This window comes from Paeniclostridium hominis, assembly GCF_014306135.1.
Lineage (GTDB): Bacteria > Bacillota > Clostridia > Peptostreptococcales > Peptostreptococcaceae > Paraclostridium > Paraclostridium hominis.
On record NZ_JACRWD010000001.1, the window covers coordinates 661,496 to 676,024 of the forward strand.

Annotated in this window: 15 protein-coding genes; 9 read left to right on the forward strand and 6 right to left on the reverse strand. The window is 24.7% G+C overall.

Translation table 11 applies throughout. The features are described 5' to 3' along the window. Positions 1 to 27 precede the first annotated feature (27 nt). Positions 28 to 1,404 (reverse strand): sigma-54 interaction domain-containing protein, encoded by a 1,377-nt coding sequence (locus H8891_RS03145; RefSeq protein ID WP_187005151.1) that lies wholly within the window; start codon positions 1,402 to 1,404, stop codon positions 28 to 30. A gap of 279 nt (positions 1,405 to 1,683) precedes the next feature. On the opposite strand from H8891_RS03145, the gene H8891_RS03150 reads away from it, so the two are divergent. Continuing rightward, positions 1,684 to 2,619 carry a DMT family transporter gene (locus tag H8891_RS03150; protein WP_187005152.1) on the forward strand — a complete coding sequence of 312 codons (936 nt, stop codon included), beginning with the start codon at positions 1,684 to 1,686 and terminating at the stop codon, positions 2,617 to 2,619. Between the two features lie 24 nt (positions 2,620 to 2,643). On the opposite strand, the gene H8891_RS03155 is transcribed toward H8891_RS03150, so the two are convergent. Further along, positions 2,644 to 3,585: a TIGR01212 family radical SAM protein gene (locus tag H8891_RS03155; RefSeq protein ID WP_187005153.1), complete on the reverse strand. Its 942-nt coding sequence runs from the start codon at positions 3,583 to 3,585 to the stop codon at positions 2,644 to 2,646. A gap of 124 nt (positions 3,586 to 3,709) precedes the next feature. Beyond that, positions 3,710 to 4,252, reverse strand: coding sequence for a DUF308 domain-containing protein (locus H8891_RS03160; RefSeq protein ID WP_187005154.1), 543 nt, complete (start codon positions 4,250 to 4,252; stop codon positions 3,710 to 3,712). Positions 4,253 to 4,391: 139 nt separating this feature from the next. Between H8891_RS03160 and H8891_RS03165 the strand changes: the two genes are divergently transcribed. The 3 genes from H8891_RS03165 (at position 4,392) to H8891_RS03175 (ending at position 6,711) form a co-directional block, all read left to right on the forward strand. Then, complete coding sequence (locus H8891_RS03165) at positions 4,392 to 4,820, forward strand: DMT family transporter (RefSeq protein WP_187005155.1); 429 nt, start codon at positions 4,392 to 4,394, stop codon at positions 4,818 to 4,820. Positions 4,821 to 4,902: 82 nt separating this feature from the next. Next, a complete protein-coding gene (locus H8891_RS03170; protein ID WP_147545093.1) occupies positions 4,903 to 5,550 on the forward strand; it encodes a Dph6-related ATP pyrophosphatase in 648 nt (215 codons plus the stop codon). 201 nt (positions 5,551 to 5,751) lie between these two features. Next, positions 5,752 to 6,711, forward strand: a complete 960-nt coding sequence (locus tag H8891_RS03175; RefSeq protein WP_187005156.1) for a SpoIVB peptidase S55 domain-containing protein — start codon at positions 5,752 to 5,754, stop codon at positions 6,709 to 6,711. 10 nt (positions 6,712 to 6,721) lie between these two features. Here the strand turns inward: H8891_RS03175 and H8891_RS03180 are convergent, their stop codons facing one another. Then, positions 6,722 to 8,119: a CehA/McbA family metallohydrolase gene (locus H8891_RS03180; RefSeq protein WP_187005157.1), complete on the reverse strand. Its 1,398-nt coding sequence runs from the start codon at positions 8,117 to 8,119 to the stop codon at positions 6,722 to 6,724. Positions 8,120 to 8,403: 284 nt separating this feature from the next. Between H8891_RS03180 and H8891_RS03185 the strand changes: the two genes are divergently transcribed. Further along, positions 8,404 to 8,898 carry a hypothetical protein gene (locus H8891_RS03185; protein ID WP_187005158.1) on the forward strand — a complete coding sequence of 165 codons (495 nt, stop codon included), beginning with the start codon at positions 8,404 to 8,406 and terminating at the stop codon, positions 8,896 to 8,898. A gap of 42 nt (positions 8,899 to 8,940) precedes the next feature. On the opposite strand, the gene pdaA is transcribed toward H8891_RS03185, so the two are convergent. Continuing rightward, positions 8,941 to 9,804, reverse strand: a complete 864-nt coding sequence (gene pdaA, locus H8891_RS03190) for a delta-lactam-biosynthetic de-N-acetylase (protein ID WP_187005159.1) — start codon at positions 9,802 to 9,804, stop codon at positions 8,941 to 8,943. 136 nt (positions 9,805 to 9,940) lie between these two features. Here pdaA and H8891_RS03195 point away from each other — a divergent pair, with 136 nt between their 5' ends. Continuing rightward, positions 9,941 to 10,438, forward strand: a complete 498-nt coding sequence (locus H8891_RS03195) for a hypothetical protein (RefSeq protein ID WP_187005160.1) — start codon at positions 9,941 to 9,943, stop codon at positions 10,436 to 10,438. Positions 10,439 to 10,501: 63 nt separating this feature from the next. Here H8891_RS03195 and H8891_RS03200 read toward each other — a convergent pair whose 3' ends face one another. Next, complete coding sequence (locus tag H8891_RS03200; RefSeq protein ID WP_187005161.1) at positions 10,502 to 11,326, reverse strand: pyridoxamine kinase; 825 nt, start codon at positions 11,324 to 11,326, stop codon at positions 10,502 to 10,504. A gap of 180 nt (positions 11,327 to 11,506) precedes the next feature. Here H8891_RS03200 and H8891_RS03205 point away from each other — a divergent pair, with 180 nt between their 5' ends. The 3 genes from H8891_RS03205 (at position 11,507) to H8891_RS03215 (ending at position 14,506) form a co-directional block, all read left to right on the forward strand. After that, positions 11,507 to 12,460 carry a calcium/sodium antiporter gene (locus tag H8891_RS03205; RefSeq protein WP_187005162.1) on the forward strand — a complete coding sequence of 318 codons (954 nt, stop codon included), beginning with the start codon at positions 11,507 to 11,509 and terminating at the stop codon, positions 12,458 to 12,460. 117 nt (positions 12,461 to 12,577) lie between these two features. Continuing rightward, positions 12,578 to 13,732 carry a double-cubane-cluster-containing anaerobic reductase gene (locus H8891_RS03210; RefSeq protein WP_187005163.1) on the forward strand — a complete coding sequence of 385 codons (1,155 nt, stop codon included), beginning with the start codon at positions 12,578 to 12,580 and terminating at the stop codon, positions 13,730 to 13,732. Positions 13,733 to 13,747: 15 nt separating this feature from the next. Further along, positions 13,748 to 14,506, forward strand: coding sequence for an acyl-CoA dehydratase activase (locus tag H8891_RS03215; RefSeq protein ID WP_187005164.1), 759 nt, complete (start codon positions 13,748 to 13,750; stop codon positions 14,504 to 14,506). Positions 14,507 to 14,529 lie beyond the last annotated feature (23 nt).

A 14,529-nucleotide genomic window follows, 5' to 3' on the forward strand; every position in this document is an offset into this window, starting at 1 on the left:
AGAAATAAAGTAGGTTTGAATTTAAACCTACTTTATTTCTTTATTTATATGTTTTCGAATAAGTCTACTTGCCCTAGATTGAGATATATTTAGAGCTGTAGCAAGTTTATAAGAACTAGGATGATTTTCATAGGCTTTTTCTATTAATATTTTTTCATAGTTATTCATTAATATATCTAATGAACTGTTATCATCATTTTTTATTAAACTATCATGACTTAAAACTGATTTTGGCAAATTATCTATATCTATTGTATCAGAATTTGAAGTAACTAATATATTTTGAATTATATTTTCAAGTTCTCTTATGTTACCAGGATAATCATAATTTAATAAAGTATTTATAACTTTTGTAGACATAGTTTTATTTAAATTAAAAGATTTAGAGTATTTTTTAAAAAAATGAAAAATAAGTTCTAATAAATCTTCTTTACGATTTCTAAGTGGAGGAATTTTTAGTTCTACAACATTTATACGATAATACAAGTCTTCTCTAAATTTTTTTTGATTTACACAATCTAATAAATTTACATTAGTAGCAGATATAAATCTTATATCTACTTTTTTAGTTTTTACTCCTCCAACAGATATAAAAGTTTTATCTTGTATAAGTTGTAAAAATTTTGATTGTAATTCAGATGGAATATCGCCTATTTCATCTAAAAATAATGTACCTCCATTAGCTAATTCAACAAGTCCTAATTTACCTTTTGAATTGGCTCCAGTAAAGGCTCCTGATTCATATCCAAATAATTCAGATTCAAGTAAATTTGGAGATATAGTAGAGCAGTTTATAGTTATAAATGGTTTATTAGCTCTAGGGCTATTTAAGTGGATATGCTTAGCTAGTGTTGTTTTTCCACATCCAGATTCACCGAGTAATAAAACGTTAACATTAGTTTTAGCTACATTTTTAGATATCTCTAAAATTGATTTCATACTATTTCCCTTTATAGTAGTATCATTATATATTAATGATTGAGAATTACTTAAAGAATCTATTTTGTTTTTATATTCTTTAAGCTGATGTTTAGTATGTTTAAGACTATTTTTTATGGCATTTAATTCACTTATATCTCTAGAATTTTCAACTATAAATTCTATATCACCATTTTTGTTAAATACAGGCGTTGCAGTTATTATAAGTGATTTTCCAGTTATAGTTTTTTGCTCCATAGATACTTTTTTTCCATGTTTAACTACATAAGGAATTGGTGTTTGATTTGAGTAACCAGCTTCGTTTAAAAACATAGCGGTTTTACCTATCATTTCGTGTCTATTAATTCCATAATTAGATTCAAATGCTTTATTGCAATAAACCATATATCCATCTTTATCACATACAAATATCTCATCATGTGAAGCTTCAAGTATTTTTTCAAAGAAGTCATTATCATATATCAATTTCAAATACCCCCAAAATTACTATTATGTATAAATTAACTTTATTATAGTATAGTGATAAGTCAAAATCAACTTAATATCTAATTGAGATTTGTGGATTTATAAATATATAAGTCGAAATCAACTTGAATTAAATTGATATATAAGTCAAATTAGACTTATTATATATTTAGAGTATTGAACTTATATGAGATTTCAACGTATATAAAGTGAATTTATATTGGCATGAGAATTGCTTTAATAAAAAAGTAGAATAACTTAATAAAAGGGGGTAAGAAAATGAATCAAAAAAGTAAAGGGTATTTATTTGTAGTAGTTGCAGGAGTTTGTTGGGCTACTATCGGATTATTTGCAAATTCTTTATTAGGATATGGATTAACTCCAGAACAGGTAGCATTTTTAAGATTATTTTTAGGATTTTTGGTATTATTTATTTATAGTTGTTTTAAAATGCCAAGTGCACTTAAAATAAGCAAAAAAGGTTTAGCTTATTGTATAATGGTAGGTATAGTAAGTCAAGCAGGGTTTAATATGTGTTATTTTAATTCTATAGATTCTATAGGAGTATCAGCATCTGCAGTACTTTTATACACTTCACCTTTATTTTTAACTTTTTTATCTATAGTAATATACAAGGAAAGACTTAATAAAATTAAAATAATATCACTGGCTGTTTGTTTTATGGGAGCAATATTGGCTGTTACAGGTGGAAGTTTAAATTTAGGTCAACTTAATATGAATGGTATTTTACTAGGAATAATGTCTGCTATAACATATGCTTGTATGTCTATAATAAGCAAAGGTGCACTTAAAGAATGTGAAGGTATAACATTATTAATATATGGATTTTTAATTGGATCTATATTAATGATACCTCTAGCAAAACCTTTTGAATTAATTTCATATGCAAATGATATGGGTGTACTTACTATTATGTTAGGGTTAGGTATTATACCAGCAGCTGCTGCATATATATTTTATTTAAATGGAATATCAACAGGAATAGATTTATCAATTGCTGGAATTTTAGCTTCAACAGAGTTAATAGTATCAGTAATTATAGGATGGACAATTTTAGGTGAATCATTTTCTGTTGGAAAATTAATAGGGGTTATATTTATGGTATTATCAGCATTAATAGCAATTAAAAAACCTAAATCCAAAAAAATTAAACATAGTGTAAATGAGAATGAGTTAGAACCAGTAAGAGTATAAATAAAAAGGCTTAATAATTAATTATTAAGCCTTTTTATATTTAATTCCTTGGTAAGAATCTCTATCACGCATAGTATCGTCTATTGCGTTTAAAACTTCCCATTTTTTTAAACTCCACATAGGACCCACCATTTCATCTCTTTTACCATCACCAGTGAGTCTATGAACAATCATTTCAGGAGGAAGTATTTCTAGTTGGTCACAAACTAAATTTATATAATCATCTTTTTCCATTAATGTAAGTGTATTATTATCAATCATTTTTTCCATAGGAGTTCCTTTTAAAACATGAAGTAAATGAATTTTTATTCCATGAACTCCAAGGTCAGCTACAGCTTTAGCTGTTTCCATCATCATATTATAATCTTCACCAGGAAGTCCGTTTATAATGTGAACAACTGTTTTTATATTATGTTTTTTTAATTTTTCAACACCTTCTAAAAATGTATTATAATCATGACCCCTATTTATAATTTTAGATGTTTTATCATGGATAGTTTGCAGTCCTAACTCAACCCAAAGATTAGTCTTTTTATTAAGTTCAGCTAAGTACTCTAAAACATCATCAGGAAGACAATCAGGTCTAGTAGATATAGATAATCCTATAACGTCTTCTAAATTAAGTATTGTTTCATATTTATCTTTTAATACATTTACAGGAGCGTGTGTATTCGTAAAGGCTTGAAAATAACCAATATACTTTGCATTAGGCCATTTTTTGTGCATCATTTGTTTTATATCTTCAAATTGCTTAATTAAATTGTCATTTGGGTTTCCAGCAAAATCTCCAGATCCTTGTTTACTACAATAAGTACATCCTCCATAAGCAATAGTCCCATCTATATTAGGGCAAGAAAAACCAGCATTTATAGATACCTTAAACACTTTTTCTCCGAAAGTATTTCTAAGGTAATAATTCCATGTATGATACCTTTTATTATCAAAGGCATATTTAAAATTTGTCAAGTTAATCACCTTTTCTTTAGTTATTATTAAATTTACTATACAATATTATCATAAAAAATATTTATGCACAAATCAGTAATTATTTAAAAAATAAAAAATAGTACCTTAATATAAGGTACCACTTTTATAATTTTTTTAATCTATTTCCAATAGATAATAATTGGAAACCAATTAAAACCAATATTAATGATAAGAATGTAGCTATAAATCCAGATAAAAATAAGGGAGATACTATTAATAGTAATCCGCAGATTAATAAAAATCCATTAAATCCATTGAATTTTATATAAGGATTATTTTTTCCTTTAATTAGTAGCATAAGTTGATTTACAACAAGAAATGCACCAAGTATAGAAGAAAAAAATCCTTGTACTTTTTGAGGGAATACAAAAAATAGTATAGCTACAATTAGAAGTATTATTTGCTTATCTATATACGGTTTTATATTTTCCTTTGATTCATATCTTTTAAGCTCATTTATAGTTTTTAGATTTAAATATGCTAAAAATAAAGTAATAGCACCTAAACCAAATGATAATAATTTAATACCTACACTTCTAAATAATAAAGATATAGTTCCAACTACTAACAGAATTATTCCTAAAATTATAAAGTTATTTGCATTTTCTTTTTTATTAAAGCTATTAAAGCTAAAATTTATATTCATATCTATCACCTCTTTAATTATTAAAGTGATTATAACAAAAATTTAATAAGTATAAAATAGTTTATTTAAATTTTATATAAATTTGTAATGCAAAAAGGACTTGTATCATAAAATTTTATTATACAAAGGAGGGAGTTATTTGTCACAGATAGTTGCTATATTATTTGCTGTATTAGCAGGTGGATCAACTGCATTAGAATCTTTTATAAATGGAGAATTAGGAAAAAACACATCTCCACTTATAGCTACATTTATAAGCTTGGTTGTAGGTGCAATATTTTTTTTAATAAGTATTTTTTTAACAGGTAATACGAATTCATTGTTAGATTTAAGTTCTATAAGTCCTAAGTTTTTACTGGGAGGTATATTTGGAGGATTTATAATATATTTTACAACTAAAGCTATACCAGGATTAGGATTATCTAATACATTAATTGTTATCGTAGTTTCTCAAATTCTTATAGGTTTTTTTATGGATATAGTAGTTTTAAAAGAACAATCTATGCATTTATATAAGTATATAGGTGCGATATTATTGTTTATAGGAACATTTTTTATAGTAAGTTAATATATATCTAAGATATATATTTGGCAAAATAAGCATATATGATAAAATAAAACTAAAATACATATTAAGAGAGGTTTAACAGATGAATAATAAATTTATTATGTCATTTAGTGGAGGAAAAGACAGCACATTAGCATTATATAGAATGATAAAAAAAGGATATAAACCATTAGCACTTTTAACAACAATAAAAAAAGACATTGATAAATCATGGACTCATGGAATAACTAATAAATTACTAGAAAAAGTTAGTGAGAGTTTAGAAATACCACTTTTGAAAGTAGAATGTGACGTATGTGAGTATGAGGAAGAATTTGAAAAGGCACTTTTAAAAGCAAAAAAAATGGGAGCCCAAATTTGTGCATTTGGAGATATAGATATACAAAATCATAAAAAATGGGATATAGAAAGATGTGAAAAAGCAGGCCTTAAAGCAGAATTTCCATTATGGCAAGAAAACAGAGAATCATTGGTTTATGAATTTATAGATAGTGGTTTTACAACTATAATAAAGACTGTAAACTTAAAATATCTAAGTAAAGATTTATTAGGAAAAAAACTTACTAAAAGTGTGGTTGAAGAAATAAAATCTACTGGTGCTGATGCTTGTGGAGAAAATGGCGAATATCATACATTTGTAATTGATGGACCTTTATTTAAAAATAGTATAGATTTCAAAAGTAAAGGCATAGTTATAGAAAATAATTATGGACACTTAGATATAATATAATGTAAAAGCTATCTTAAAATTAAGATGGCTTTTTATTTTTAGTAGGTAAATATAACTATGGGAATTATGTAAAATAGTAACCATTATATAAAACTATATTTAAGCTAATAATAACATTACAAACACTAAATTGACTTAAGAAGGTGACACTATATGAAATCATCTAAGGACATTAAATTTTTTATTTTTTTTATTATAACTATGTTAATAATATTATTACCAAATGATGCTTATTCAATGCAAAAAAATGAAAAAATACCTAAGGAAGTTATTATAGGAGGAGAACTTTTACATCTTGAGTTAAATACTAACAAAGTAATAATATTTGGAGTTAGCAAGGATTCTTTGCTTAAAAATTATGATTTAGTAGAAAGTGTAAGTGGAGATATAGTGAGAAAAATGTTTAATCAAGAAAATGTTAAAATAAGATCTAAACAAGATTTAATACAGTTACTAATTACTATGAAAGAAAAAGACAAAATTAAATTAAATTTATTGAGAAATGATAATTTAATTACTGTAAACTTAGACAAGTATCAAATAAATCCTATTAATTTAATAGATAAAATTCCTTACACAGCTACGTTAACATATATAAATCCTAATGATTATAAATTTAAGGCTGTAGGACATAATATAGAATTTTATAATAATAAAACTATATTAAATAATAAAGGTGAAATTTACGATTCAAATATAGTATCTATAAATAAATCTGCAAAAAAATATGTTGGAAATATAAATGGAAATAAAATACCAAAATCAAAAGGTAATATATTTAAAATAGATGAATATGGAATTAGTGGTAAAGTAAATTTTAATTCAGATTTAAAAGAGAAAAAAACATATAAGGTTGCAGATGAAAAAGATATTAAAGAAGGTCCTGCATATGTTATTATGAAACACAATCAGAACGAAAAAAATAAAAGATATAAAATTAAAATAACTAAAGTCAATAAAAATGATAATGGAAATATTGAAAGTTTTAATTTTAAAATAATAGATAAAAAATTATTAAAAAAATATGGTGGAATAGTACAAGGTATGAGTGGATCACCTATAGTTCAAAATAAAAAAATAATAGGTGCATTATCACATGTAATAACAACTGATACTACCAATGGCGTAGGCGTTTATATAAAAGTAATGATGAAAGGATAATCTTTCATCATTACTTTTTATTAAATTCAATCCAAATAGGAGCAGTTACTGAAATTTTATTATCATTTTGATAAACTTTAATGTAATAATAAGAATTTTTTAAGTTATTTAGTTTAAATTCTAGTTTAGCTAAATTAGAATTAAAATCTTTAGATGCTATAATTTTGCCGTTGTTAGATATGACATCAATTTTTTTTATCTTATCTTTAATATCATTATCTATTACACTAATATTAAAGTATAAATTAGATGAATTTTTTATAGTTGAGCCCATAATTTCATCGTTTATAGTATAATCTATTTTTATATTTTTATCTTGAGTTGCATAAACTCTCATATTTTTTAAAGAATTATAAAATGCGCCTTCATTTAAATCTGTACATAAAACTACGGTTCTAAATTCATTTGCAACTCCCCAATTTGTTATATGATTATCTTGATTGGCAGTAGGTCCTAGATGCCAGCCTAGATCTAAAGCTTTTTGATATTCATCAAATGCTAATCTATTTTTATTAATATCTTTTTTATATCCATTACCTACCTCTATCAAAGAGATAACATTATCAGCATCTAAATCATATTTAAAGTTGTTAAACCTTCCAAATGTATCACATGGATGATTAAATTGAGCTATAATATTATCCTCTTTAGAAATAGCTTTATAAAAATTATTTAAATCAGAATATAAACTATTATTTGTGGATATAAAACCTGGAGTATTAAATATATTTATATGACCTATAGGATTTTTTATATTTTCATATGGATAAGTCATTTCAAATCCCTTAATAGCTAGAAATTTACCATTAGAATTATAATCATTAGCTACTTTAGTTAAATTATTCCATTTTTTACTATTAGAAGCATCATTTAATTTAGAATTTACGTCATTATCTAGCATATTAGAGTGTTCAGTTATAGCAAAAAAGTCTAATTTTGCATTAAATTTAGCACTATAATAAGCATCTTCAAAACTACCATGACCATCACTATTTGATGTATGAGAATGAATCAGTCCATAATAATGATTGTAATTAGGTGTACCTACATTAAAATACCACTCTAAACTTGATTTATTTTTCTCTAAATCATTGACTTGTATTTTTACTATTTGAGTACCTCTTTTTAATTTCTTTTTAGGTTTATAAGATATAGAATTATTATTTATTAAACAATCTTTAGTAACATCTTTATAGTTTAAATACAGTTTAATAGAATTTTTATCTATATCATTACTGCTAAATGTAGCTTTTATAGTTGGCTTAGAAATTATATATTGTTGAGCATTATATGGTGAAACAATAGTTATTTTAGGCAACTTAGAACTTGTATTATTTAAGCAATAGCTATATGGAGTTATAAAAATAACTATTATTAGTACTGTAAATATATGTTTAAAAAATCTCATGACAATCAATCCTTTACATATTATTTAATTATTATATTTATCAAAATTCATTACAAAATTCGTGTTAAATAATTCAAAAAAATATAAAACTTATTAATAAAGTATATTAAAAATGTAAAAATTAACACAGTAATATTAGCAATTTAAATAAAAATTAAATAATACTATAAAAAAGGAAATTTTAATTTATATATTTATATAGATTTTAGATTACATATATATTAAATATATAAAGACTTTAATATAATATATAAAGACTAAAATATATCTGTGGGAGGAAAATCATGTTAATTGATGCTATTGAAGTTAAAGTACAAAAAAGTGATATGAAAAAAATTGAAAGAGATAAAGTACCTTTAATGAGCAAGGTAGTTCAATTAAATCCTAGAATAAAAAATACAAAGCTTCAATATATAGAATATAAAGTTATTACATATGATGTAACTCTTAAGAGTAAGGGAAAACATATATTTAAACAAGATAAAAGTAGTAATAAAATTACTATGTTAGTAAATACTCATACGGGATTTTCAGAATCTATAACTAAAATTCCTAAAACATCTAGGATAAATATATCTAAAAAATATATAAAAAAATCTAACATGGATGAAGATAGTATGCTAGAAAGTATGAAAAATGAAATACTAAAATTACTTAAAAACATAATTATTAATAATAAGGGACATATTCACGATATAAAAGTTATAGATATTAAAAGCATATATAAACCATACTGGATAGGAACTTATAACGGAAAGTTAGTTTTATTAGATGCATAAAATAAAAAAGCAGATATAAAATTTTATATCTGCTTTTTTATTTTAATTACTTTTTATAGATTTTGAATTATTATTTATAGAATTATTTTTCTTTGTAAGGTTATCTAAACTTTTTAGAGTATAGCCTTCTTTTTTCCAATGAGTTATAACTTCATCTAATATATCTGTGTTTGTCTTAGAATTAGGATGAAGTAAAACTATAGCTCCTGGATGTGTTCTTGAGAATATTTTTTCTTTAGCATCGTTATGAGAAGGTTGTTTATCTTCATACCAATCTACATATGCAAAGCTCCAGAATATAGTATTGTATCCTAAATCTTGAGTATATTTAAGTGATTGCTCACTAAATTTTCCCATAGGAGGTCTGAAGAATTTTGGCATATCTTTACCAGTTATCTCTTTATATCTTTCTTCAACTGATATTATTTCTGTTTTGAATTTTTCAAAATCAGTTATGCCAGCCATTGATGGATGACTTTTTGAATGATTACAAACTAAATGTCCTTCTTTAGCCATTCTTTTTATTAATTCTGGATTTGTTTTTAAATAATGGTCTACAACAAAGAAAGCTGCAGGTGCATTATGTTTTTTTAAAGTATCTAATATTTTTTCTGTATTACCACTTTCATAACCTGCGTCAAAAGTTAGGTATATTACTTTTTCATTGGGATCCCCCACATAATAGGCACCATATTTTTTAAAGAAAGAAGCTTCTTTAATAGGTGTTGGTTGTTTTTTATCTTCTCTAGGATTAAAATACCAGTTGTATTCGGTTGTATTTGAACTAGGATTTAATATTTGGGTTTTTATTTTATCAAATATGTCAAACTCTCCACTTATTAAAAAACCAGCTATTATAAATATAGCAATGATAAAAAAAGAATTTCTTTTATGTGCATTATTCATATTATCACCTCTATTTATTAAACGTTAAATATATTTTTTACAATTTATATAAATATAATCTATGAAAAAATAGGATACAAAAGTAAATTTTTAGACAATATATAAACAAGTATTTAAAGATAGAAAGGAGAAGAAAATGAAAAAAATATTATTAATATTGTTACTTGTTATTTTATATAGCAATATTGATATAAATGGGTATTGTGATGATTACTATATAGATAATAAATTAAATCGATTTATAGAAAATAAAGTTGACTCAAGATATATATTACTTTATTTAAATTACAATTATAAAAGTATAGAAGATAAAAGTTTAAAAGAAACTATAATAGATAAATTTATATTATATAATGAAAGATATTTAGATTTATACCAAACACAATTTGATAATATGTATGAAAAGAATGTTAAAAATCTTCAGACTAAACAAAATCTAAAGTCAGAGTTAAATATTTTAAATAATATATACAGTTATGATGATATAAATAATCATAAATTTAATTTTATAGATAATAAACCAAATATAGTAAGAGATTTAAAAAAAATTTATTTAAGAGGATATAAAATAATAATAAATAATAATAAATTTAAATTAACAGTTAATTATGATTTTTTAAAAAAAGCCTACTAAATTTATAAAGTATATAAAAATTAGGTATCTTAAATAAAAAAATTATTTGAAGATACCTAAATATTAAATATGAGATATTAAATCACTTAAAAACATTTCAAACATAACACCATCATTTCTGTCGACATTAAATTTTGATGTATATAAAATAGATTTATGTATAAATTGGCTGGCAATATCAACGCTATATTTTAAGGAATGACCATTTAATATCATGCCAGTTAGTATAGACGTAAATAAATCACCTGTACCACTATAAGATATATTGTTAAAATCAGTAGATGTAAAATAAACTTCATTTGAATTTTTATCAAATGCTAAATTATGAATTTTATTATCTAAAATTATACCGGTTATAACAACTTTACTAGGACCTAAATCAGATACCTTCTTGGCTAATGATATAAGTTCATCTTTACAAAGGTTAATTTGAGTATAGTCTGATTCTGTTAATATCAGAGCTTCAGTTATATTAGGGGTAACTATATTTGAGTGTTTAACTAAATTTTTTATTTTATTACACATGGTTTTGTTAAATATTGGATATAGATATCCATTATCACCCATTACTGGATCTACTATAACTAATGAATTTTTATTATCATTTATAAAGTCAGATACTATGTCAATCTGATCTTCAGATCCTAAAAATCCACTATATATACAATCAAAATCTACGTTAAGTTCATTCCAGACTTTTTTATAAGAAACCATTTCAGATGTTAAATCTAAAAATGAATATTTTGGATAGCCTGTTTGACTTGATAATATAGCTGTTGGAAAAGGACAACATTGTATTTTTAAAGCTGATAATATGGGAATTGCAACAGTTAAAGAACATCTTCCAATTCCAGATAAATCATGAATAGCAGCAACTTTTTTTATCATACAAAAACCTCCATTAATAAAATTTATAATTATATATTACTATGGAAATATTATATTTAACATATTTATACAAAATAAAAAAATTGTATTAGTACAATTTATTATATGATTTTAAATAAAGTTATAAATAAATATATATATGGTTAATATAAATCTAAAATATAAAAAAGGAGAATTTATATGAGTTTTTTACTGCTTATAATTGGATTTATAGTACTTATAAAATGTGCAGATTTTTTTGTTAGTGGAACATCTTCAATAGCAAAATCTTTAAAAATACCGACAATAGTAATAGGACTTACTATTGTAGCATTTGGAACTAGTGCCCCAGAGGCTGCAGTAAGTGTAACAGCTGCATTAAGTGGAAATAATGATATTGCCATAGCCAATGTAGTTGGATCTAATATATTTAACTTGTTAGCTGTAGTTGGTATTGCATCTATAATAAGACCTGTCAAAGTTCAAAAGACCACAATATTAAAAGAATTTCCTTTTATTTTATTATCGTCATTAGTTCTTTTAATATTGTCTCACGATGTGAGGTTTCAAGGATATAGTGAAAATGAATTAACTAAGTCAGATGGACTTATGTTACTTGCACTATTTTCAATATTTATGTATTATCTTTTAGAAATGGCTATAACTTCAAAAGAAGAAATGAAAGTAGAACAAGGAGATTCTAAATCATCTATACTAAAGAGTGTATTAATAAGTTTAATTGGTATAATAGGAATTATTTTAGGTGGAAATCTAGTTGTTAAGAGTGCAACTAATATAGCATTAGCTTTTGGAATGAGCGAAAATTTAGTAGGACTTACAATAGTCGCTGTAGGAACATCTTTGCCAGAGTTAGTAACTAGTGTAGTTGCAGCTAAAAAAGGTGAGAGTGATATAGCAATGGGAAATATAGTAGGATCAAATATTTTTAATATATTATTTGTATTGGGAATATCAGCTTTTATTAACCCTATAGCAGTTCATCCTGTAGTATTTATAGATATGTTTATAATGTTTATAATATCTATAATAACTTATATATTTGCTACTACTAAAAAAGAAGTGAATAAGATTGAAGGAATTATACTAGGTTTAATTTATATAGGATATATGGTATTTATAATAATAAGAAGATAAATATATAGTAAAAAGCTATAATTAATATAAAATGTATAGTTTTTTACTATTGTACATAAAAAGAGGGTATATGTTAAAATTTCATTGTAAATCATTATAGTTATTGGGGGAAAGACAATGATATCATTACCAGAAAAATTCGAAGAATTTAGTGAAGCTAGAAGAAATGGATTTATAAGAGCAAAAGAGTTAAAAGAAAGTGGTAAAAAGTTAGTAGGTGTATTTTGTGCATTTACGCCAGTTGAAATACCTATGGCTGCTAAAGCTGTAACTGTGGGTGTATGCGGAGTAAGTGAAGAGCCAATACCAGAAGCTGAAAAGGTTTTACCGAGAAATCTTTGTCCACTTATTAAATCTAGTTTTGGACATGCTATAACAGATACTTGCCCATACTTTTATTTTTCAGATTTACTAATAGGAGAAACAACATGTGATGGAAAGAAAAAAATGTATGAAGAATTAGCAAAAATAAAAGATTTACATTTAATGCAACTTCCAAATAGTAGAAATGGCAAATATGCATATGAACTTTGGAAAAATGAAATTAAAGTTTTAAAAGAAGATTTAGAAAACAGATTCTCAGTAAAAATAACTGATGAAGATTTAAAAGAAGCTATAAAAGATAAAAATGAAGAAAGAAAATTATTAAAAGAGTTTTATGAATTAGGTAAGTTAGTTCCACCACCAATGAATGGATATGATATGCACCAAGTATTATATAACTCTGGATTTAAATTTGATAGAGATGAACTAAAAAATAGTATAAAAGATATGATAGTATCAATAAAAGACAAATATGAAAAAGGAGAAAGACCAGTAAGTGAGGATAAGCCAAGAATCCTAATAACTGGATGTCCAATAGGTGGAGTAAGTGAAAAAATAGTAAAAACTATAGAAGATAGTGGAGCAGTTGTAGTTGCATTTGAAACTTGTGGAGGGATAAGATCTAATGATGAATTAGTAGATGAAAATAATCCTGATCCGATAGATGCTATAGCTAAAAAATACATAAATATAGCATGTTCATGCATAGTTAATAATGATGCAAGAATAGATCTTTTAAATAGGTTAATAGATGAATATAAAATAGATGGAGTAATAGATGTTGTATTACAAGCATGTCATACATTTAATGTAGAGAGCTATAGAATTAAAAAATTTGTAAATGAAGTTAAAAATAAGCCATATATGGCTATAGAAACTGATTATTCAAAATCAGATACAGAGCAACTAAGAACAAGATTTGAAGCATTTATAGAAATGATAGATTAAAATTAGGGGGACTTTATGTACAGTGTAGGTATAGATTCAGGTTCTGTAGCAACTAAAGGAGTTTTGTTTGATGGTAATAATATAATAAAAAAAATTATAATACCAACAGGATGGAGCCCTAAGTGTGCATCACTCGAAGTTTATAATAAACTAACTAAAGATATTGAAAAAAGTGATATAAAAAAAGTTATAGGAACTGGATATGGAAGAGTTAGTATGGATTTTGTAGATAAAAAAGTAACCGAAATAACATGTCATGCTAAGGGAATCCATTTTTTAAACAACAACATAAAAACTATTTTAGATATAGGTGGACAAGATAGTAAGGTAATAAATTTAGATAATGATGGAAATGTATCTAATTTTATAATGAATGATAAATGTGCAGCTGGAACTGGTAGATTTCTACAAGTGACATCTAATTTGTTAGGAACCGATGTTGGCAGTATAGATGATTTAGCAAAAGGAGCTGAGCCTGAAATAATATCAAGTATGTGTACAGTTTTTGCAGAATCAGAGATAATAAGTCTATTAGCAAAAAGTGTATCTAAAGAATCTATAGCAGCAGGTATATTACAATCTATAGCAAATAGGTCAAAATCAATGTTATCTAGAATTGATATATTAGATGAAATTGCATTTACAGGCGGGGTAGCAAAATGTAGTGTGCTTGTAAATATGATTGAAGAGAGTTTAAATAAGAAAATATATATAGCTGAGGATACTCAAATAATAGGAGCATTAGGGGCAGCTATTATAGGATATAAAAAATAAAAGGATGGTTAAAACCATCCTTT

What these genes read in the sequence shown, in the direction of transcription:
- H8891_RS03150 (WP_187005152.1), top strand. Translation starts at nt 1,684, where the DNA reads ATGAATCAAAAAAGTAAAGGGTATTTATTTGTAGTAGTTGCAGGAGTT.
- H8891_RS03160 (WP_187005154.1), bottom strand. Translation starts at nt 4,252, where the DNA reads ATGAATATAAATTTTAGCTTTAATAGCTTTAATAAAAAAGAAAATGCA.
- H8891_RS03170 (WP_147545093.1), top strand. Translation starts at nt 4,903, where the DNA reads ATGAATAATAAATTTATTATGTCATTTAGTGGAGGAAAAGACAGCACA.
- H8891_RS03175 (WP_187005156.1), top strand. Translation starts at nt 5,752, where the DNA reads ATGTTAATAATATTATTACCAAATGATGCTTATTCAATGCAAAAAAAT.
- H8891_RS03180 (WP_187005157.1), bottom strand. Translation starts at nt 8,119, where the DNA reads ATGAGATTTTTTAAACATATATTTACAGTACTAATAATAGTTATTTTT.
- H8891_RS03185 (WP_187005158.1), top strand. Translation starts at nt 8,404, where the DNA reads ATGTTAATTGATGCTATTGAAGTTAAAGTACAAAAAAGTGATATGAAA.
- pdaA (WP_187005159.1), bottom strand. Translation starts at nt 9,804, where the DNA reads ATGAATAATGCACATAAAAGAAATTCTTTTTTTATCATTGCTATATTT.
- H8891_RS03195 (WP_187005160.1), top strand. Translation starts at nt 9,941, where the DNA reads ATGAAAAAAATATTATTAATATTGTTACTTGTTATTTTATATAGCAAT.
- H8891_RS03200 (WP_187005161.1), bottom strand. Translation starts at nt 11,326, where the DNA reads ATGATAAAAAAAGTTGCTGCTATTCATGATTTATCTGGAATTGGAAGA.
- H8891_RS03205 (WP_187005162.1), top strand. Translation starts at nt 11,507, where the DNA reads ATGAGTTTTTTACTGCTTATAATTGGATTTATAGTACTTATAAAATGT.
- H8891_RS03210 (WP_187005163.1), top strand. Translation starts at nt 12,578, where the DNA reads ATGATATCATTACCAGAAAAATTCGAAGAATTTAGTGAAGCTAGAAGA.
- H8891_RS03215 (WP_187005164.1), top strand. Translation starts at nt 13,748, where the DNA reads ATGTACAGTGTAGGTATAGATTCAGGTTCTGTAGCAACTAAAGGAGTT.